Annotated in this window: 13 protein-coding genes; 8 read left to right on the top strand and 5 right to left on the bottom strand. The window is 55.2% G+C overall.

Translation table 11 applies throughout. The features are described from left to right. Positions 1–23: 23 nt before the first annotated feature. The 4 genes from ABD949_RS28690 to ABD949_RS28675 are packed head-to-tail and all read left to right on the top strand — an operon-like array spanning position 24 to position 9,271. On the top strand, positions 24–2,567 hold the full coding sequence (locus tag ABD949_RS28690) for a hypothetical protein (protein ID WP_345249635.1): 2,544 nt from the start codon (positions 24–26) through the stop codon (positions 2,565–2,567). A gap of 35 nt (positions 2,568–2,602) precedes the next feature. Continuing rightward, positions 2,603–5,581, top strand: coding sequence for a glycosyl hydrolase (locus tag ABD949_RS28685; protein WP_345249633.1), 2,979 nt, complete (start codon positions 2,603–2,605; stop codon positions 5,579–5,581). Between the two features lie 31 nt (positions 5,582–5,612). Beyond that, on the top strand, positions 5,613–8,561 hold the full coding sequence (locus tag ABD949_RS28680) for a glycosyl hydrolase (RefSeq protein WP_345249631.1): 2,949 nt from the start codon (positions 5,613–5,615) through the stop codon (positions 8,559–8,561). Next, entirely contained in the window at positions 8,558–9,271 is a 714-nt protein-coding gene (locus ABD949_RS28675) for an SGNH/GDSL hydrolase family protein (RefSeq protein WP_345249629.1), read from the top strand. The genes ABD949_RS28680 and ABD949_RS28675 overlap by 4 nt, the downstream gene beginning before the upstream one ends. A gap of 7 nt (positions 9,272–9,278) precedes the next feature. Here the strand turns inward: ABD949_RS28675 and ABD949_RS28670 are convergent, their stop codons facing one another. From ABD949_RS28670 to ABD949_RS28660, 3 genes are all read right to left on the bottom strand, one after another. Then, positions 9,279–10,049, bottom strand: a complete 771-nt coding sequence (locus ABD949_RS28670) for a GntR family transcriptional regulator (RefSeq protein ID WP_345249627.1) — start codon at positions 10,047–10,049, stop codon at positions 9,279–9,281. Between the two features lie 112 nt (positions 10,050–10,161). Next, positions 10,162–11,028, bottom strand: coding sequence for a phosphoenolpyruvate hydrolase family protein (locus ABD949_RS28665; protein WP_345249625.1), 867 nt, complete (start codon positions 11,026–11,028; stop codon positions 10,162–10,164). A 12-nt stretch (positions 11,029–11,040) separates the two neighbouring features. Continuing rightward, positions 11,041–12,282, bottom strand: a complete 1,242-nt coding sequence (locus ABD949_RS28660; RefSeq protein ID WP_345249623.1) for a Tm-1-like ATP-binding domain-containing protein — start codon at positions 12,280–12,282, stop codon at positions 11,041–11,043. A gap of 218 nt (positions 12,283–12,500) precedes the next feature. On the opposite strand from ABD949_RS28660, the gene ABD949_RS28655 reads away from it, so the two are divergent. The 3 genes from ABD949_RS28655 (at position 12,501) to ABD949_RS28645 (ending at position 16,544) form a co-directional block, all read left to right on the top strand. Beyond that, the gene (locus ABD949_RS28655; RefSeq protein ID WP_345249621.1) at positions 12,501–12,914 is read left to right on the top strand and encodes a hypothetical protein; all 414 of its coding nucleotides are present in this window, start codon (positions 12,501–12,503) and stop codon (positions 12,912–12,914) included. A 79-nt stretch (positions 12,915–12,993) separates the two neighbouring features. Beyond that, positions 12,994–14,565: a M81 family metallopeptidase gene (locus ABD949_RS28650; RefSeq protein WP_345249619.1), complete on the top strand. Its 1,572-nt coding sequence runs from the start codon at positions 12,994–12,996 to the stop codon at positions 14,563–14,565. Positions 14,566–14,645: 80 nt separating this feature from the next. Further along, the gene (locus tag ABD949_RS28645; protein WP_345249617.1) at positions 14,646–16,544 is read left to right on the top strand and encodes an AAA domain-containing protein; all 1,899 of its coding nucleotides are present in this window, start codon (positions 14,646–14,648) and stop codon (positions 16,542–16,544) included. 8 nt (positions 16,545–16,552) lie between these two features. Here ABD949_RS28645 and ABD949_RS28640 read toward each other — a convergent pair whose 3' ends face one another. Together ABD949_RS28640 and ABD949_RS28635 are read right to left on the bottom strand one after the other, a co-directional pair. Beyond that, positions 16,553–18,031, bottom strand: a complete 1,479-nt coding sequence (locus ABD949_RS28640) for a DUF1501 domain-containing protein (RefSeq protein ID WP_345249615.1) — start codon at positions 18,029–18,031, stop codon at positions 16,553–16,555. 51 nt (positions 18,032–18,082) lie between these two features. Further along, a complete protein-coding gene (locus tag ABD949_RS28635; protein WP_345249613.1) occupies positions 18,083–20,860 on the bottom strand; it encodes a DUF1553 domain-containing protein in 2,778 nt (925 codons plus the stop codon). A gap of 158 nt (positions 20,861–21,018) precedes the next feature. Here ABD949_RS28635 and ABD949_RS28630 point away from each other — a divergent pair, with 158 nt between their 5' ends. Further along, complete coding sequence (locus ABD949_RS28630; RefSeq protein ID WP_345249611.1) at positions 21,019–21,903, top strand: ATP-grasp domain-containing protein; 885 nt, start codon at positions 21,019–21,021, stop codon at positions 21,901–21,903. The last annotated feature ends 364 nt before the right edge of the window (positions 21,904–22,267 follow it).

Here is a 22,267-nt window from a genome sequence, read left to right as displayed (position 1 = left end):
ACCCTGGCTGTTACGTCGTACGTATGCAAACATTCCCGGTCCATTTATTCATCCTTCTCTTTTGCCTGATGCTGGGCTGCGGTGTAAATCCGCAGCCTGCTCAGGCTCAGGCTGGTAATTCTTACCTGAAAGGCAAATCATTCAACAACATTACGCTGGAGGCCTCGCTAAAGCCGTTCAAAAGGAATGATAAAGCCTATATCCGCGAGGTCGCTACCGAAATGTTCACCCAGTGGCATTCGCTGCTTCGCCATACCGATACGGTGTCTGTGATGCTGTGGACCAGCGATGGTTCCGAAATCCTGGACTACAAGGGTACGCTTGATCAGTCGCTGGAGTGGGCCCGCTACCTGGGCAATCCCAACACCAAACACGAAGTAGGCTCCGGACCGGAAGAACTCTCCATCCACGAGCGGGCTTACCTCTACATGGACAACCCGCCCGCGTTTACCTACGGCGACCTCAAATTTATCATTCAGGCGCTGAAAGAAGCAGGGAAACGCGTGACGGGCAAGCCGATTCTGGTGGGGGCTACCTTCGACCCCGGTCCGGAGTTTGCCAAATCGGAGTTCAAATACAAAAAGCATCCGGAAATCCTGGGCGGCAGCGCCATGGGCCATAAAAGCTTTGTCAGTTGTTATTCCGTTTTGAACGCCGATAACAACACCTACGCCGGCTTTCCCAAAGGCATTCCGGCCAACACACCCTTTGGCCTATTCTTCGGCCGGCAGAGTCAGCATTTTCTGAAGGACTTAGGGTACGATTACATCTGGTTCAGCAACGGGTTTGGGTTCGGGGCCGAAGGCTGGTCGGCTACGGGTGCCATCTTTACCGGTAAAGACTTTGCCCAAAACCGGCTGGCGGACTTAACCGCGAAAATCAATGATTTCTGGAAGCTGTTCCGGAAGGAATGCCCAACGTTTCAGATCCAGACGAGAGGTACCAACCTGTCGGTCGGTGCTGACCTGGCGCGGGATGCCGTCAACCTGAAACAGATTTACGAGGGTAACTACAACATGCTGCCTCCGCCGAACTCGCCCTGGGCGGCTCTGGATGGGGATTTTGGTCTGGAGATGGTCGGCTATATGTCGCGTATGGCCGAACTGCCCGACAACCGCTTTCTGTTCCGCTATTACACCCACGACCCCTGGTGGCTCAACAGCCCCTGGCTCGATCGCTACGGGCGGGAAGCGCACGATATTTACCTGCCGATGTCAGTCAGCCGGATTGACGCCAACGGCAAAATCGGCATCCCCACGCACCTGAACTTCCTGACCATCGACAACTCCCTGGGCGAAATGCCCACGCAGGTACCCGATGAGGTTACCCCGCACATCCTGAAAGCCCGCTACGATGCACCCACGGCCCCCGGCCCGCTGGTCTGGGTCTATCCCTTTGATGAGTACCACCAGTGGGCGTACTCGGCTAAAGACCGGCTACCGGAAGTCTACTACGGTGACTGGTACATCCGGCAGGCCATCAATAACGGCCTGCCGCTGAACACGGTCATTTCCACCACCTCGTTCCAGTCGGTTATAGCCAGACAGCCGGGCTACTTCCGGGAGTCGACGTTGCTGACCATTGCGCCGGATGTGGGCTCCGCGTTGGAAAAGGCCCTGATGGGTTTTGTCCAGAAAGGCGGCAAGCTCATCATTTTTGGCCCTACGGATCATGCCAGCCCGGCCTTTCTGGATTTCCTGAACCAGACGAATGACGCTCCGCTCGAAGGCGAGTTCCGGATCAGGACGAACTACATGACCGATATGCTGGAGAAAGCGTACCCCAGCGTGATTAACCACCGCGCCCTGTTCAGCGGTGGCGGTTTCCGCACGACGCTGAAAAACAGCAGTGATGCCGGCACCAAACTGCTGGTGCAGGTAGAGCAGGGTGGTAAAAGCCGCGATGCAGTCTGGGTTCGCACCAGGCCGGAATGGCAGGGCGGAAAAGTGGCTTACCTGCGCGGCACCAACGCCAGCAGTTTTACGGGGGGGCGGTTACTGACGCCCGATGACCCGGAGAAATGGTTTACGGGTCCGCTGCACCTGCGGTATATCCTGCAGGAGTTTGGCCTCGGCCACTCGGTGGAGAAGCAGGACCCATCCATCAAGAACCCGGTGCTGACCATCGCCCGCAGTAACAATGCCTTTATATTCTCCGGCTACAACCCCAACAGTACCGTAAAACAGCGCTTCCGGTTCCAGCAGGGCGCTCCGCTGCTGCTGGGGTTGGAGACAAAACTGGACCGCGGAAATTCCACCTACACCATGCCGACATCCTGGAACCGGGAGTGCCGGGTTTTTGTGGAGCAGACCGATGGAATTGTCTCCTTCAAAGAGCTTCACTCCGGTCAGAAAGGTATTACCAAACGGTATAGCGTCGAGGGCCTGAAAAATGCTACGGTCCGGATCTATCCCGAAGAACACATAACGGATCAGCAGTTTCACGCCTACGTCAATGCGGCCTACCCCTGGAAAACAGGCCAGGTCACTTTTAAAGCCGGCGACAACCGCTTCGGTAAGCACTATATCGTGGAAAACGTAACCGGTAATCTGGTCGTATCCTGGTGACGTTCGCACTCCGGCATCCTAACCCCTGAACAACCATGAAAATACGGACACGCAACTACCTGGCTTTTATTGTTTTTTCGGCCTGCTGGCTTGCCTGCCTGGCGTTACCATACGCCAGCAAGGCGCAGGATCTGAAAACCATGCAGGCCGGCTTTAAAGATCCCAAAGGCACTGCTCGGCCTAAGGTGTACTGGTGGTGGCTCAACGGACATACCGACACCACCCTGCTGCGGGAAGAACTGCAAAGCATTAAGAATGCCGGGCTGGGTGGGGTCGATATTTTTGAAATCGGTTTCCGGTCCGACGGCCTGGTTCCCGCCGGGCCGTCGTTCATGGGTGACGAGTCGCTGAAGACCATCACGTTTGCGATTCAGGAAGCGACGAAGCTCGGCCTGGAGGTAGGCCTGAATCTGGCCAGCAGCTGGAATGCCGGTGGCAGTTGGGTAACGCCCGAGTACGCGGCAAAGTCGCTGTACGTGTCTAAACTCATGATGGATAAGCCGGGCCGCCAGTCGATTCCGGTACCGTTTCCCGACATTCCGAAGAAAGACAGCAGAGGGAATGAGTTGTTGATTCAGTTTGCACCCGATGGCAGGCCCGTGTACCGCCAGGAGGTAGCCGTGCTGGCCATACCGGTTCAGGCCGGACAAACGTATCTGGACACCAGCCGGATTGTTAATGTAACCCGCTATTTTGACCCGAAAACAGAAACCCTGAACTGGTCTGTACCGACCGGTACCTGGGAAATTCATCGCTACGTCTGCTCCAACTCGGGGGATCCGCTGTTGCTGCCCAGTCCCAACTCGAAGGGCCCCATCATCGATCATTTCGACTCGACCGCCACCCGGATGCACTTTATGTACTTCATCAACCGGCTGAAACCGGTGCTGGGGGATTTCCGGAAAACGGCACTGAAGAATCTTTACCTGGCCAGCTTCGAAGCCAAAAATGCCTTGTGGACCCCTTCCCTAGCGGATCAGTTTAAGAAACTGAACGGCTACGACATAGCCAAATTTCTGCCTTACATCTTCAACAAAACGGCTTTCGACCCGAAAACCACCGATCGTTTCCAGCAGGATCTGAACCGGACCATTTCCGAGCTGATGATCAACAACCACTACCGAAAGGGTAAAGAAATTGCCAATCGCTACGGACTGAACCTGATTTCGGAGTCGGGCGGGCCGGGGCCACCACTGCATAATGTGCCGGTGGAAGCCATTAAAGCTCTGGGCTCGCTGGATGTACCCCGCGGTGAGTTCTGGATCAATCACGCCCGGCTCGACGATACCAAAGACAGTATCGACCTGCTGATGCTGGTCAAAGAGATTGCGGCTGCTTCGCACCTCTACCGACGCAAAATCACCGAACTGGAGGCTTTCACCAGCTTTCAGAACTGGCAGGAAGGCCCCGGCGATATGCGGCCCATCGGCGACCGGGCCTTTTGTGAGGGCATGAGTCGTCCGGTCATTCATGGCTTTACCCATAATCCTACCCGGCAGGGATTTCCGGGTAATGTGTATGCCGCCGGTACCCATTTCAACGTCAAGACCACCTGGTGGCCTAAAGTAAAACCGTTCAACGATTACCTGGCGCGGGTCTCGTACGTGTTGCAGGAGACCGGCTTTGTCGCCGATGTCCTGTACTACTACGGCAACAAGGTGCCCAACTTTGGTACGCCCAAGAACTCCCGTTTTGCCGTTGGCTCCGGGTATGACTATGAGCTTATTAATACCGAAAAGCTCCTGAGCGACCTCACCGTCAAAAACGGGTTGCTTACCCTGCCGTACGGGGCGCAGTTTAAAGTCCTGGCGCTGGATGAAATCATCGGAGATGACCCGGCTGTACTTCGAAAACTGGAAGAACTCGCCAAAGCCGGGGCCATTATCACTGGAGCGAAACCAACGGGCGTGTGGGGTGCCAGCCAGACAGTAGCCAACCGGCTGTGGAACGGTACAGGTAACTTTTCACCGAATGAGCTGAAAAAAGGGAAGGTCTTTACGACACCGGCCGGGCAAATCCTGCAGGCCCTCAGGGTATCGCCCGATTTCGACTATCCCGACAAAGGCTCGCAGCGGATCGACTACATGGGCAAGAGTCAACCCCTGCTCGACTACATCCACCACAAAAAAGGGGAACTGGATTTTTACTTCGTACGCAATACCACCGACAAGACCGTAGCCCGGCTCTGCTCTTTCCGACAACCCGGTAAAGCCCCCGAATTATGGGATGCCGTGACGGGGCAGATCATTCCAATCCCGGTCTACAACCAGGTTGGAGATCATGTTGAGGTACCGCTTACGTTTGGTCCGTACGGTTCCTGCTTTGTCGTGTTCAACCGGCAAAGCAGCCCCCCGCCCTTCAAAGCGGTAACCTCGACAACGGCGCATCCACCGCTGTTTACGTATACCCCTAATGGGCTGGAGTTTCTGGAGAACGGCAATGTTGAACTTACGGGTACCGCCAAAGCCAGTCGGATAGATAACAGGATACAGGTTCAGCCCATTGAAGGAACCTGGCATGTTACCTTCACCAAAGGCTGGGGAGCACCCGAAACGGCAACGTTTCCGACCCTGATCTCCTGGACACAGTCTGCCGATAAAGGTATTGCGCATTATTCCGGGGCCGGTCTGTACACCAAAACGTTTACCTACACCAGGCCTGCGGCTTCCTCCGGCCGGACTTACCTCGACCTCGGCAAAGTAGGTAAGGTGGCTGACGTATGGCTGAACGGAAAACCGCTGGGCATAACCTGGGCCGCGCCCTACCGCTACGATGTGACGGATGTCATAAAACCCGGTGAAAACTCGCTGCGCGTCGAAGTCATCAATACCTGGTCGAACCGGATCATCGGCGATATCAGGGAGAAGGAAAACTATACCCAGACCAACCTGAAAGTAAGAGGCTCCCGGGAGTTGCTGTGGTCTGAAACGCCCTTAGTCGAGTCGGGTCTTTTGGGACCGGTTACCCTCCAAACTGTTCAACCCTTTCACATAACTACGAATGGAAAGCTTTAGCAGAAATCAGCGTGATAACCGTCAGCCGCGATTGACCAGGTGGATAATCATGGGTGCCCTGATCCTGGTGGGAACGGCCACGTTACTCTCGTTTCGCATTGGCCAGAAGCCTTCCGATGAGCTGATCGTCCTAAAAGAAGGGTTTAAACGCCCACCGCTCCCGGCACGTCCTAAGGTATACTGGTGGTGGCTCAACGGCTACGTGGATACCGTCAGGCTCAAAGAAGAACTGCGGGCCATCAAAAATGCCGGTTTAGGTGGCGTCGATATTTTCGAAATCGGACTGCCGCCCGCCAGCGATCCCAACCGGATTATTCCGGCGGGTCCCGCTTTTATGGGGGATCAGTCGCTGGATGTGATCCAGATGGCCATTCAGGAAGCCGGTAAACTAAACCTGGAGGTAGGCCTGAACCTGGCCAGTAGCTGGAATGCCGGCGGAAGCTGGGTGCAGCCGAAGCACGCAGCCAAAACGCTCTATTTCTCCAAAACAACCCTTACCGGCAGTTCCCCTGCCCGCGTCAAGTTGCCCTTCCCGACCATTACGCCCGACCGGCAGGGCAATCCGCGCAAGATTGAGTACGATGATACCGGGAGGCCCGTTTACCGGGAAGATGTAGCCGTTATTGCGGTGCCGGCCGGTGCCGGCAATCTGACGGATACCTCAGCGATCATCAATGTAACGAAACACTTCGATGCCGCGTCGGAAACCCTTGCCTGGCAAGCCCCCGCCGGTGATTGGGATGTGTACCGCTATGTCTGCTCCAACTCCGGCGAGCAGTTGATCCGGCCTACGCCCAATTCGCTGGGGCCCATTATCGACCATTTCGATTCGACGGCGACCGAGATGCACCTGATGTATTTTATTGACCGTCTGAAGCCCCGGATCGGTGATTTCCGCCAGAGTGCTCTGAAGTACCTATACCTCGCCAGTTACGAGGCCAAGGAGTTTACCTGGACGTCGTCGCTGCCCGCAACGTTCCGGAAACTGCACGGCTATGATATTTACAAGTTCCTGCCGGCCATCTACACGCCCGCTCTGTTCGCGTCTAACACCTACGAAGGCTTTCAGGTTGATTTTACCAAGACGTTTTCGGAGCTGATGATCAACAATCACTACCGGAAGTCGAAGGAGATCTGCAATAGGTATGGGCTAAAGATCACCTCGGAAGCCGGCGGACCGGGTCACCTGCACCACATTCCGGTGGAGACCCTGAAAGCGCTCGGTTCACTCGACATTCCCCGCGGAGAGTTTTGGTACAACCGCACGTTCTTCGATAAAGACAGTATCGTGGATCTGATCTGGCTGGTCAAAGAGATTGCGGCTGCTTCGCATATCTACAAACGGGGCATGGTGGAAGAAGAGGCTTTCACCAGCTACTGGGACTGGCAGGAAGGGCCGGCCAATCTGAAGGTCATTGCCGACCGCGCCTTCTGCGAAGGAATGAACCGGCTGGTCATTCACGGCTTTCCCCATAATCCAACCGGCTTCGGGTATCCGGGTATCGCTTACTTTGCCGGTACGCACTACAACGACCGGCGTGTCTGGTGGCCCAAGATCAAGCCGTTCAATGACTACCTGGCGCGTATCTCCTTTATTCTTCAGAACACGGACTTTGTAGCGGATGTACTCCATTACTACGGCGACAACGTGCCGAACCTGGTGCCCCCCAAGAATACGCGCTTCAGCGTCGGACCGGGTTATGACTACGAGATCGTCAATACCGAAGTGCTCATCAACAATCTGACCGTCGACAAGGGTGAACTGGTTTTGCCGGGTGTCGGCCGCTACAAGGTACTCAGCATCGGCAACGAGTCCGGGATGAACCCGCAGGCGCTGGCTAAACTCAAGCTACTGGCCGAACAGGGAGCGATCATCGTAGGCCAGAAGCCGGCTGGATCGGCGGGCCTGACCCACCAGCCCAAAGCCAGCAGCGAGGTGGCAGCCGCAGCGAATCAGCTATGGACGACCAGCGCCTTTACCCGTACAGCTCGTGAGAATGGCAAGATATACGCTACGACCGAACCCGTGAAGGTACTGGAAGCCTTACAGGTCTCCCCTGATTTCAGTTATTCGGATCAGAAAGCCGGTACGCTTGACTATATTCACTCCGCCCGGAATGGTAATGACTTCTATCTGATTCGGAACACCACAGATCAATGGGTATCCAGAAACTGTAGTTTCCGTCAGCAGGGCAAAGCGCCCCAGCTATGGGACCCCGTATCCGGCGAGATCGTGCCGGTTAGCGTCTACGATCAGACGGGTAGCCAGGCGGTGATGCCGCTCACCCTGCCTCCTCATGGAACTTATTTTATTGTATTCACCAACGAAAAGCCGGCTGCTCACTACCAGGTTACTGCCGGCGCGGGTGGGGGGCCGCCGATGATCCAGTACACCCCGTCTGGTTTCTTTTCGCTGGAGAAAAGCCCCTCCGGCGTAAAGAAGGGAGCCACTACGCAGCGGGTAGACGTCTTATCGCCCGTTACCACACTCACCGGTGCGTGGAACCTCACGTTCCCCAAAAACTGGGGAGCGCCCGAAAAAGCTTCGTTCCCGAAACTGATGTCCTGGACCGAGGCTCCCGAAAAAGGCATTCGCTACTTTTCGGGTATCGCGGCCTATCAGAAGTCGTTTGCCGTCGCCAAACCCGCACCAAATGAACGAATCTATCTGGATTTGGGCGATATGGCTGAGGTCGCTGAAGTATGGGTGAACAACAAGCCCATGGGCATTACCTGGGCGAAGCCGCACCGGTTTGATATTACGGACGCTCTCATACCGGGGACCAATCAATTGAAAGTAGAGGTAGCCAATACCTGGTCGAACCGCATGACCGGCGATGCGCTCACCGGCGAAAAATTCACGAATACCAATATCGTTAAAGCGAACAAGAACCTGACCCCATGGGGCGATGTACCGCTCAAAAAGTCGGGCCTGCTGGGGCCCGTTACCCTCTGGACCGTAAAACCCCTAAAACCATGAAACTTCTGACCTGTCTTCCTGGTATCCTGCTTTTCCTGTCAATTACCAGTCAGGCGCAGGTAGCGGATAAGAATTCGTATCTGGCCGACGTAAAGAAAGAACTGAATGCCGTCTGGCCGAAAAACCGGACCATCAATATCGTCTTTCACGGGCATTCCGTGCCGGCCGGGTTCTGGCATAATCATGAGGTTCATACGCTGGAGTCGTATCCGCATCTGGTGCTGAGGAAGCTTAAAGAGCAATACCCGTATGCGGTGGTTAATGTCATCGTGACGGCTATCGGGGGAGAGAACTCACAAAAAGGGAATGCACGGCTGGAAAAGGAGGTACTGGTGCATAGACCTGATGTGCTCCTGATCGACTACGCCCTCAATGATCGGTTTCAGGGGATGGAGAAGACAAAAGAGGCCTGGGACGGCATGATTCGGAAGGCGCTGGCGCAACATATTAAAGTGATCCTGCTAACCCCCTCGCCCGACCAGCGGGTTGACCTGCTGGCGGCCGACAATCCGCTGGAACAGCATACCATCCAGATCCGGCAACTGGCAGAGACGCATCATGTCGGGCTCGCTGATCCGTATGCAGTGTTCAAGAAAATAGCGCTTACCGGGGCGGTGAAAGATTATATGTCGCACGTTAACCACCCGAATCTGGCGGGCCATGAGATCATCGCCAATACCATCATCGAATGGTTAGCCAACACGAAATAAAGGCAGATTAGCTTTCCGACTGGCCGTTGGTATCGTTGTAATCCGGATTGGCGATGATGGCAAACTTATACTTGTCACCCCGGTAGTAGGAACGTTCAATTTCAACGACTTTATTGCCCGTGCAGACCACCGCGCTGTCCAGAATAAACATGGGGGTTGCCTTTTTCAGCTCAAAGTTGTTTTCCGCCGAGTCGGGTTGCAGAATATCGGCACTCAGCGTCTGTTTGACCTCCTCAATTTTCAGGTGGTAGGAGCTTTCGTACACTTTAAAATACGAAATCTCCGTCGGCATGCGGTTGATGTTCGGACAGAGCTTTAGGGAAATGTACTTCAGTTCGTCTTTGATGATTTCCTCGTCGGCGTACCGGAGCTGGTGTAGTTTGAGCACTGGGCCATCAATGATAAAATGTTTGCCGCCGATTTCCGACGAGATGCCATCGGGCAGAATCGTTTTTTCAAGCACCAGATTTTTGGGTTGAAACCCTTCGGCCAGCAGGCTCTCGTGAAAACCCCTCCGAGTGGCATAAATGGAGCCCAGGGTACGGATCAGGTGGTGGTCCCGCGTCCGGTTCAGCACGTAAGTACCCTTGCCTTTGATTCGTTTCGCCCAGCCCCTCGACTCAATGTCCAGCAGACTTTTGCGGGCCGTGGTGTTGCTGACCTGATAATGTTTGATGAGTTCGTTTTCAGAAGGTATCTGATCCCCTGGCTGTAGCTCTCCGGATTTTATTTTTTCAATAATGGTTTCACTAATGGTTATAAATTTAGGCTTCATCATGTAAGAGTAAAGGAACCGGAATGCGTTACATCGGTATGTAAAAATAAGAAAAGTGTCTGAAGAAGGTATACCACGCATCAAGGTAAGCAACCTGCCTGGCAAAAAATATTGGTCAGGACCGGTTGAGCGTCAGCGCCTTGAACTGTCTGGTTAACTCGGTTAAGGAGGCTTCAACACCCATACGTTCCAGCGAAGAGGCTCCTACAAATCCATGCGCCTGGGTTCGGTCCAGAATCAGGCGGACATCATCGGGGGTATTGATCGGGCCGCCATGCGTCAGAAAAAAGGTGTCCGGATTCACCGCTTTAGCCGCATCAATAATTTGCCGGGTTCGTTCCGCAGCCTCATCCATGGAGCAGGTAGCCTCGACAACCCCAATGGAGCCACCCACCGTAGTGCCTACGTGGGCGATGACGGCATCGGCCCCGGCTTCGGCCATCTGACGCGCTTCCGCTGGCGTAGCCACGTAGACAATCGAGAACAGGTCCATTTTGGTAGCCAGCCGGATCATCTCCACTTCTTTGTCAAAGCCCATTCCGGTTTCTTCCAGCACCCGCCGGAACTGGCCGTCGACGATGCAGTGCGTAGGAAAGTTATTGACGCCCGAAAAGCCCATCTCTTTTACTTTCAGCAAATGGTGCCACATACGCCGGCGGGGGTCGGAGCCATGTACTCCGCAGATTACCGGGATTTGCTCAACCACGGGTAACACTTCATATTCGCCAATTTCCATGGCTACGGCATTGGCATCATCGTAGGCCATCAAACCCGCCGTCGAGCCATGTCCGCTCATGCGGAACCGCCCGGAATTGTAAATGATGAGCAGATCAGCCCCCCCTTTTTCGATGAATTTGGCGCTGATACCGGTTCCGGCCCCGGCGGCAATAATGGCCTTCTGCTGGTTAAGGGTATGCTGTAAACGATCCCGAACTTCCTGTTTCGTGTAGGGATTTCCGATTCCGGTCCATGGATTGGGCATAGCAGGTCTTGATTATGATTTGTTGGGTATGGTTGAATTCGTTTGTTGCAGCATCGCAACCAGGCTGCCAACCAGCAAAGAAGCAAAGGCTGGATCATTAATGTGCGCGGCTGACTCGATTACCGGCACACGTTCCGAAGCATGGTCCTTAATCGCGTCGAAGAGCGCTGTATTGCAGGAGGGCTGGTGAAACAGGCCTCCTGCGGCATCCATCTGGGAAATACCGTTTAACGGTAAAACGACCCTGACCGGCCCTGTTGACGGGTTGAGTTTCCGGGCCAGCCGCTTGCCCAGTTCATTGTTTTCGGCTTCATCCGTACGCATGAGCGTGACGTCCGGTGCCCAACTGTACAACATACGGTTTTTGTACTGATCCGGTACGGCATCCGGGTGGCCAAAATTAACCATATCCAAACAGCCCGGAACCACAACCTGCGGAATTCCCTGTTTGGCAGCCGCCATCAGCCGATCCGGGCCCGCGCTGCAAATGCCTCCGCAGAGGTCATCGGCGAGTTCGGTCGTAGTTACGTCGAGTACGGCATCAAAACATCCTTCGGCAATCAGGGCTTCCATGGTTTTGCCGCCCACGCCATTGGCATGGAAAGCAAAGACTTCGTAACCCTGTTCCTGTAATAAAGCGGTACACTGATCCACACAGGCGGTGGTATTCCCAAACATGCTGATGGCAATACGGCCGGCCGGTTTATGGGTAGCGGTCGCTTTCACATTGGCCATGGCACAGACGGCTGCGGCAGCCTGGTCAATCAAGGGCGCAATGATGCTGTTCAGGCCAGCGACATCAACGATGGACGGCATCAGGGTGATATCTTTACTGCCTGCCTGCCGGGAGAGATCCTTGGCTGCTACCGTGCTCAGGCAGAGTTTCGGGATGCCGAAGGGAACGGACTGCATGGCTGCCAGTGCAATGAAGGTCCCTCCCCCACCGCCCATGCCCATCACGGCCTTGACCTTACCGGCTTCCGCCAATTCCCGCACCAGCACGGCCGCCCCTCTGCTCATGACCTCAATGGCATGCCCACGATCCCGATTTTTCTGAAGTTCCGTCAGAGGGTGATTTGCCTTTTGGGCAACTAAGCTGGCTTCATAATCAACCGGAAAGTCAGGAGTGGTACCCATAATCCCCGTATTGATGGTAAGCACACGCTCTCCCTGAGCCAGGATCGCTTTTCGCAGGTAAGCAAATACCTCTCCTTTGGTATCGAAGCAGCCAACAAGCAAAATGTACTGGTCCATATGGGTGCCGGTTTTCTTAGTACAAGACGTGTCGTCTCATCACCTACTTGTCTGAGTCGCCCACCGGGCCGTATGTCACTACCATAAATGGGCAGCTTGTGCGATTTACAATCTGGCGTCCCCTTCGCCTGAACAGATAATTGTCCGTGGCAGGTAACAAATCGTATAGCACAGCGGTTAGTTACCAGTTCAAAGCGCGGCTAAAAACAAAAGAAGTGATGATACAAACCGTAGTAGGTATCTATGGAAAGGCAACTGAAGTGCAGAATGCCATAAAAAAATTAATGCATAATGGCGTCAGGCAGGAGGCCATCCAGTGGTATGAAGAGCAGGCTCCGGAAGAGAGTGTAACGGAGGAATCTGCCAGCCCTACTGATTCCCCCGTTGATTCGTCGACTTCGTCCCAGCTTACCACCACCGACATCAGGGATATTGGTGGTTTCCTTAAAGCGCTGGTAGGGAGTGGCGATGATGAGAAATTCAGGAAGTATGCCGAGGAAGCGCATTGCCACTGTGTCGTGGCCGTCGTGGTGGATTCGATTCAGGAGGCTCGCCAGGTGGTGGAGATCCTGGAGGATTGTGGAGCCGTGTCGGTACACCGCCACGCGCATCAGAATCAGCAAGGCACCTGAACGGGGAACAGGCCGATTCGTGAGTGGCCGGCATCCGGGTGAGGTCAGACAAATTCATTGGAATGCTGTATTTTTGGACATGAAACGTCTTCTCGTCTGCCTTACCGTCTGGTTTGTTGTTGTCAATACCGCTCAGTCTCAGTCCACCAGTACCGCCTTACCGCGTATCGCCATTGCGGGGCTGGGCATTGAATCGAGCACCTTTTCGCCCGCCGTTACGCTGGAACCGGCCTTTCACGCCCGGTACAGTGGCGAGGTATTCAACGCCTATCCGTTCCTGATGGGCACGGCTCCGCTCCGGAAACAGGTCCGCTGGGTACCCACCGTTCTGGGCAAATCGCTGCCCGGCGGAATTGTGACCCGGCAGGCGTACGAATCCCTGGTGGGTAAAATGCTGGACTCTCTCAAAAAATACGCACCCTACGATGGGCTGTATTTCGATATTCATGGGGCGATGAGCGTGCAGGGCCTCGATGACCCGGAGGGCGATATGCTGGCCCGTATCCGGCAGGTAATTGGCTACCAGACACTCGTATCGACGTCGATGGATCTGCACGGCAACGTTTCCGAACGGCTGGCGCAGAACACCGACCTGATGACCTGCTACCGGATGGCACCCCACGAAGATGCCATGCAGACAAAAGAACGGGCCGTGGTCAACCTGCTCGAACGGCTCCGGAGCGGCAAAGGCAAGCCCGCGTACAAGGCGCTGATTGCCGTACCTATTTTGCTGCCGGGCGAGAAAACAAGTACGCGCATCGAGCCGGGCAAAAGTTTGTACCAGCAGGTAACTGCCTTAGCGGATGAGCAGCCGGGCGTGATAGACGCGGGCATCTGGATCGGCTATGCCTGGGCCGACGAACCCCGTAACCACGCTGCCGTGATGGTCGTGGGCGATGATAAGGTCAGGGTGACGCAGACCGCCGAAAAACTGGCCCGGGACTTCTGGCGGGTACGCAATCAGTTCGATTTTGTGGCCCCCACGGGTACGCTGGCGGAGGTACTCAGCAAGGCCATTGCCAGCCCCAAACGTCCGTTCTACATCAGCGATACGGGCGATAACCCTACGGCCGGGGGCGCGGGAGACGTAACCTGGACGCTCACCGAAATCCTGAAACGACCGGAGTTTAAACAGCCAAACGGTCCATCGCTGATCTACGCGTCACTACCCGATCCGGAATTTGTCAAAAAAGCCGTAGCGGCCGGTATTGGAGGGCGCGTCGACGGCACCGCCGGGGCAATCGTGGATCATCGGTTTGCCCCGCCCGTCCGGCTCAGCGGAACGGTAACCGCCATTGAACGGGGGGACAAAAACGCGGAGGTCGAAGTGGTAGTAAAGGTGGGTAGCGTTAGCGTGATCGTAACGCAGAAGCGCAAACCCTATCACGAAGAAACCGATTTTACGCGGCTGGGCCTCAACCCCCGCACCGCCGACATTGTCGTGGTGAAGATCGGTTACCTCCAGCCCGAGTTGTACGAGATGCAGAAGGACTGGATCATGGCCCTGACGCCGGGCGGGGTGGATCAGGAATTGTTCCGCCTGCCGTACAAGCGTATCCAGCGCCCCATGTTTCCCTTTGATAAAGACATGAAAACGCCCGATCTCTCGGCCAGGCTCATACCCGTGTCCGGCACAAACGAAAGACCTTAGATGCTGGACACCAGACGGTAGATTATGCAATGTGCAGGGCGTCTACTGTCTGGTGTCCAACGTCTGTTACCCTCCCCCGCATGAATTATTTTAAAGACCTGCTGGCGCTCCTTAAACTGGAACGGGACGAAGACCGGCGGCAATACCAGCAACTTACCCAAACTACCTCCCTGACCGAACGCCGGGCCAACGGCTTAACGTGGTATCCAATCGCGATACGCGGTTCCGAACTGGGTCGTGGCGAATACTTGACCGTTGAACTCGAACGCACCACCCACCAGGAGATTCCGCACCAGTTACGTTTCGGCATGCCGGCTGTTCTGTTCAGCAACCATGACCCCAAACAGGACCGGGTCGAAGGGACCATCTCACACCAGAGCGGTAACCGACTTAAACTCACCCTCCGGGTTGATGAGCTGCCCGATTGGTCCCGCGATGGCAAACTGGGGGTGGAACTGCTCTTCGACGAGAACAGCTACGACGAAATGGAGCAGGCGCTCAAACGGGCGAATACGCTCAGTGAGAAATCAGATCATCGGCTTATCAACATTCTGACGGGACAGCACTCCCCCACGTTCCATTCCGACAGGCCCGCCTTATCGCTGCCGCAGCTGAATCCCAGCCAGCAGGCGGCCGTTAATCAGATCCTGGCGGCCAACGAACTGGCGATTGTGCATGGCCCGCCCGGCACGGGCAAAACCACCACGCTGGTGCAGGCCATTAAAATACTCATCCGGCAGGATAACCAGAAAATGCTAGTGGTAGCCCCCAGCAATACCGCCGTGGATCTGCTGAGCGAAAAACTGCACGAGCAGGGGCTGAACGTGCTCCGAATCGGTAACCCGGCCCGTGTTTCAGAGCGGTTAATGGCGCTTACCCTGGATCAGCGGGTGAACGACCATCCGTACATGAAGGAAGCCCGAAAGCTGAAGAAGCAGGCGAATGAATTCCGGACGATGGCCCATAAATACAAGCGCACGTTCGGCAAAGCCGAACGCGAACAACGCAAGGCTTTATTTGATGAAGCCCACCGCATCCTGAAGGAAGTTGCCCAGACGGAGCAGTACGTCGTTGATGATCTGATTGCCAAAGCGCAGGTGATTACCGCGACGCTGGTGGGCGCCAATCAGTATGCCGTTCGCGACCTGACCTACCATACCGTCGTTATCGACGAAGCCGGGCAGGCCCTCGAACCCGCCTGCTGGATTCCGATTCTGAAAGCGCGGAAAGTGGTGCTGGCCGGCGATCACTGCCAGCTGCCGCCGACCATCAAATCAGCGGAGGCAGCGCGTCGCGGTCTGGGTACCACGCTGCTGGAAAAGTGCGTGGCCCTGCACCCCGGAGCGGTTTCGCTACTTGATGAGCAGTACCGGATGCACGAGCACATTATGGGCTATTCGGCGCAGGTGTTTTACCAGAACAACCTGAAAGCCCATGCGTCGGTGGCCCGCCACCGCTTATTCGACGGCGATACTTCGCTGGTGTTTGTCGATACGGCCGGTTGCGGTTTTGACGAACAACTCGACGGTACCAGCTCCACCAACCCCGACGAAGCGGCTCTGCTGGTCAGGCATCTGAGCGCATTGGTAGCCGACCTGAGCACACTCTATACCCCGCAGGATTTTCCGACCGTGGCTGTCATCTCACCCTACAAACAGCAGATTGCCCTGTTGACCGAACAGATACGCGCTGCGACGGACTTACAGCCGTACAGCGCCAAAATTGCGGTGAATACCATCGATAGCTTCCAGGGCCAGGAGCGTGATATTGTCTACATCTCGCTGGTCCGCAGCAACCCCGAAGGCGATATAGGCTTCCTGTCGGATATCCGGCGCATGAACGTAGCCATGACCAGAGCCCGCAAGAAACTGGTTATTGTCGGCGACAGCGCCACGTTGGGGAGCCTGCCGTTCTATGGCGACTTCATTGCCTATGCCGAAGCGCTAAACACGTACCAGAGCGCCTGGGAGTGGCTGTGAGGATGCCCTCAGGCAATTACCTCCCGAATGACTTTCCCGGCTACATCGGTCAGGCGGTAATTACGACCCTGAAAGTCATAGGTGAGCCGCTCGTGGTCGAAGCCCAACTGGTGCAGAATGGTGGCCTGTAAGTCGTGGATGTGGGTGCGTCCCTTCAAACCGAAGTAGCCAAACTCGTCGCTTTCGCCGTGGCTATACCCCCGACGGATGCCGCCCCCGGCCATCCAGCAGGTAAAGGCGTCGGTATGATGGTCACGGCCTTTGAAAGGCATCTTTTTGCCGTTTCGGTTCTCCTGCATGGGCGTACGGCCAAATTCGGTGCCCCAAACAAGTAATGTTTCGTCCAGCATACCGCGCTGCTTAAGATCCATTAGCAGGGCCGTGATGGGCTGGTCGATCTGTTTGGTCTTTCGGCGGAGGCCAATTTCGAGCGAGGTCCCTTCGCCGTCACCGTGGGTATCCCAGCCCCAGTCGTACAACTGCACGAACCGGACGCCTTTTTCGACCAGTTTCCGGGCGAGCAGGCAGTTGTTGGCGAACGAGGATTTACCGGGTTCGGTGCCGTAAAGTTCATGGATGTACGCCGGCTCTTTGCTGATGTCCATCACCTCCGGCACGGATACCTGCATCTTGAAAGCCATTTCGTACTGGGAAATACGAGCCAGCGTTTCGGGGTCCTTAAATTCTTCGTACTGCTGCCGGTTCACTTCCGTTAAGGCGTCAATGGTTTTTTTACGCAGATCCCGGTCCAGCCCCGCCGGGTCGCTCAGAAACAGTACCGGTTCGCCTTCCGACCGGCACTGCACGCCCTGGTACACCGACGGCAGGAAGCCGCTACCCCAGATCGACTTACCGGCGTCGGGGGTTTTGCCCCCGGAGGTCAGCACCACAAAGCCGGGCAGGTTATCACTCTCCGACCCCAGCCCGTAGGTGACCCACGAACCCATCGACGGACGGCCCAGCCGGGCACCGCCGGTATGCATCAGTAGTTGGGCGGGTGCGTGATTGAACTGGTCGGTATACATCGCCTTCAGGAACGAAATTTCGTCGGCCACCGACGGCAGGTGCTGAAAATAATCAGATAGCCAGGCCCCGGACTCGCCATGCTGCTTGAACTGCCCAACCGATGCCAGCATATCGGGTACTCCGCGGATAAAGGCAAACTTCTTCCCCTCCAGAAACGAAGGCGGGCAGGGTTTACCGTCCAGTTTGGCCAGTTCCGGCTTATAATCCCACAGTTCCAGTTGCGACGGTGATCCGCACATGTGCAGGAAAATGACCGACTTGGCCTTCCCCGCAAAATGCGACGGTCGCACCGCAAAGGGGTTCAGTTCCGGCCCTGCTTCCGCGGGCTTCTCACCTGTCCCGCAACCGCCAAAGAGCGTACCCAGGGCCATCATGCCAATGCCCGAGGAGCATTGTTTCAAAAAATGCCGGCGGGTGGTGAACAGGGCCGATTCGAGGTTAAGTTCGTCCTGGAGAGACATGGGAATGATTAAGTGATAGAGTGATCGAATGATTGAGTGACAGCAGGTGAATTACTCCTTTGTCACAAACTCATCCATGTTAAACATCGTATTGGCCACGAGGGCCAGGGCTGCCGTTCCGGGCGCGGCTCCGCAAAACCATTGCTCGGCTTTTTGGGGCTCCTGACGGAACCGGGTGAGGGCCTCGGTGTACAGTCCTTTCAGGACACGTTGCTTTTTAGGTGGTAACACCTGACCGGTCATCAGGTAATACCCCTTTTGCAGGCGACTATCTATTGTGCTCCCCCCCTCCTTTTCCAGGCGTAGTGCAAAATTCTGGGCCATTTCCACGAAGGCCGAATCGTTCAGCGTCACCAGGGCCTGCAAGGGCGTATTAGTACGAATCCGACGGGCTAGGCACACATCGCGTATGAGCCCATCAAACGAACTCAGACTCGGGTACGGACTCGATCGGCGCACGTAGGTATAAATCGCCCGTCGGTAAGCGTCTTCCCCTTCACTTTGTTTCCACTGACTGCCACTGTACACTACCTGCCAGACGCCCTGCGGCTGATACGGCATCACCGGTTTGCCGTACATCTTCGGGCTGAGCAGTCCACTCACCAACAGCGCCTGATCCCGAATTTGTTCCCCGGAAAGCCGTACCCGAGGTCCGCGAGCCAGATACTGGTTAGCGGGGTCTTTGGTTAACTGGTCATCAGTGGCGTGGGCATCCTGCCGGTAGGTGGCGGAAAGGACAAGCTCTTTTAGCAGGGGTTTTAGCTGCCAGTTCCAGTCGTGCATAAAGCGGTACGACAGGTAATCCAGCAATTCCGGATGGGTGGGCGTAAAACCCTGCGAGCCCATATCTTCCAGGGTTTCGACAAGTCCGGTACCGAACAACTGCTCCCACAGCCGGTTAACCATGGTCCGGGCCGTCAGCGGATGCTCATTGGCAGTAAGCCACATCGCCAGCCCCAGCCGGTTGCGGGGTGCACCTGTCGGGAACGGCAGAAGCGTCTGGGGCACATCCGGCTGCACGGCTTTGGTCGGCGTCAGAAAACTGCCGCGCTCGAAGATCCGGGTGGTGCGGGCCAGCTCGGCCGGATTCTCCTGCAAAATAGGTACGTTGTCGGTCCTGGTCAGCAGCAGATCGTTCAGATTTTGTAGCTGTCCGGCATAACCCGGTTTGTCCTTGCCGGGCAGGTCTTCATCCAGAAACATCACCCAGTTTACCAGGCAGACATCCTGTTTTTCATCCGTCAGTCGAGGGTTACGGAAAATAAAATGCAGATTCTTCCGCGAGCTGAACCGGGGCAGATCCACCCACTTCAGTAGCGTCAGTCCATTCCAGAAATTACGGCTGCCGGAGGTATCCAGCTTCACGGTAGCCAGGGTTGGCCCATTCAGGCTATCAGTCCGGATTTCAATGCTGCCGCCGGCGTTCTTAGTCGCGTAAGAGAGCAGTAGCTTATTCTTTCCGGCCGTTGGTGCGTTGGGTAGCCGGCAGGTGCCGCCGTTCTGCATGGCCAGGTACGAACTGGGCTCAGCGGTACCTTTCTGGAAGCTGTCGAAATGATGGGCGTAGATACGAGGCTCTACCGTCCGGACAAAATGAGTATACTGTCGGGCTATGGCTTCAGAGACATTCGTCTTGAGCCAATTGGTGAGGGAGTCCAGTTTCGGCTGATCTTTCTCGTTAAAAAAACGCAGGTGCGCCGATTCGTCCATGACATCTTCATCGCGCGTATTGTTGAAGAACGCCATGTACTTATAAAAATCCTCATGGCGGAAGGGATCGTACGGATGGCTGTGGCACTGGGCGCAGGCAAACGTGGTGCTGTTGAAGGCTACCCAGTTGGTGCTGACCCGGTCCAGCACGGCCGATACCCGGAATTCTTCATCGTCGGTGCCGCCTTCGTCGTTGTTGGCCGTATTGCGGTGGAAAGCCGTGGCAATGAGCTGGTCCTCGGTCGGCTGGGGCAACAGATCACCCGCCAGTTGTTCGGTAATAAACTGGCGGTAAGGCATATTCTGATTAAATGCTTTAATGACCCAGTCGCGGTACCGCCAGATGTTGCGGCCATCGTCTTTTTCGTAGCCTTTCGAGTCGGCGTAGCGGGCCAGGTCCAGCCACATGGTTGCCCACCGCTCCCCGTAGGCCGGTGAGGCCAGCAGCGAGTCAACCGCAAGCTCGTAAGCATTGGCCCGCTTGTCGTTCAGAAAGCGCTGGTACTGCTCTTCGGTCGGTGGCAGGCCCGTCAGGTCCAGGCTCACGCGCCGGAGCAGCTTCGCTTTATCGGCCTGTTTCGACGGCGACAGCCCTGCTTCCCGCTGTTTGTCCAGCACAAAGTAATCGATGTCGTTAACCGCCCAGTTGGTCGTAGAGCCACCCGCCAGGGTTGTCTTCAGCCTGGCCCACCAGGAGCCCATCGGTACCTCCGGCTTTTCAACCGGTTTGTAAGCCCAGTGCGTTCCCCATTCGGCGCCCTGCTCGACCCAGTCGGTCAGAATCCTGATTTCTTCGTCCGTCAGCGGATCACCCTTTTTAGGCATTCGCTGGTCGGGATCTTTATGGGTAATCCGCCGGATGATCTCGGAGTGTTCCGCATCGCCGGGCAGAATGGCGGGTTTGCCGGACTTGGTTTTACCCAGCGCTTCTTCGCGGAACAGCAGGCTGAAACCACCGGCTTTCTTCACCCCGCCATGACAGGCCATGCACTTTTTATTCAGGATGGGTTTTACATCGGCGGTGAAATCAACCTGATTGGCCGAATGGGTTGCGTAATAACCAACGCCCAGCACCAGGGCCGAAATTCCAACCAATAAGGGGTTCTTTAGTGTACGCATCGTAGCAAACTCGCAAGCGTCATGAAAAACAGGCCGTTCATCAGGTAGCCAATCTACTTAGCTTTACGCTGTAAAGCAATATTCCCAGATCAAATTGGCTCCTGTACAGAATAAAGCAATAGTTAGGTTCCTTTTACCGTTTTCCCGATTTTTGCGCCATGAAAATTGCCTATATCTGCTACGAAGACATCGGCACCTATGCCTCACCGGTGGAGAATGAAGACCAAAAGCTATTCCAGTTCCTGAAACAGAAAGGGCTTGATATTCACTTCATGCTCTGGACCGACCCACTCGCCGACTGGTCCCATTTTGATCTGGCCCTGCTGAAAGCCCCCTGGGATTATTTCGAGAAAATCGATCTGTTCTACGCCTGGCTGGAAGAGTTGAAGCAGAAAAACGTACCGCTGCTAAACCCGTATGAGGTTGTCCGATGGAACAGCGACAAGCATTACCTGCGCGATATTGCCGCAGCCGGGTTGCCGGTTACGCCAACCTTATTTGTGGAAAAAGGCCATAAAGCCGACTTAGCCGCGTACTTCGACCAATTTAACAGTGTTAAGTTAATCGTAAAGCCCTGCATCAGCGCTGGCTCGAAAAATACGTATGCCATTACCCCTGAGCAGCTCACCGAATTTACGCCTAAACTAAATGGTTTGCTGCAGCAGGAATCGTTTATGGTCCAGCCATTTCTGCCGCAAATACAGGAGGAGGGCGAATGGTCGCTGCTGTTCTTCAACGGCAGGTTCAGCCATGCCGTGCTGAAGAAGGCCAAAGCTGGTGATTTCCGGGTGCAGCATTACCTCGGCGGAACCATTCATCCCCAGCCCCCATCGGCGGAGTTGATCCAACATGCCGAAGCATATGTCCATCGCTTCGCCAAAGATTGTCTGTATGCCCGTGTTGACGGCACACTGGTCGACGGGCAGTTTGTGCTGATGGAGCTTGAACTGATTGAACCGTTTCTTTTCCTGTTTACCGACCTGAACAGCTATGAGCGGTATTTTAAAGCGTTGCAGCAGCTGACGGTCTCGTCGCTGGTGTAGTGGATGCTTTGATGAGCAAAAGTTATAAGAGTATCATAAAATTATATTAATTCTAAAAATATTGCATTTTCGAAATTAATCATAGATCATTCTAAAAATTACTTTATAAAAATTTGGCAATTCTGTCTTTTATACCAATATTTAATTCGCTTACCACTATATTCTTTTAACCATGAAAACAGAGAAATACCAGCAGATCCGATTGATGGCGCAGATGTCCGGGAAGAGTTTTCTTGAGTTGAAAACGCATTTTGATTGCAAGGAATCCAACAACCCAAAAAATACGTCACCCGCTAAGGTGTACACCCCTACGCAATCCGCTGCCCCTAAAGCAGTCTGAACGCACCCACTGATCACCTCACAA

Origin of the sequence: Nibrella saemangeumensis, assembly GCF_039541915.1 — a bacterium.
GTDB classification, from domain to species: domain Bacteria; phylum Bacteroidota; class Bacteroidia; order Cytophagales; family Spirosomataceae; genus Nibrella; species Nibrella saemangeumensis.
The sequence above is the reverse complement of the archived record's forward strand: the minus strand, read 5'-3'. Positions and strand labels throughout refer to the sequence as shown.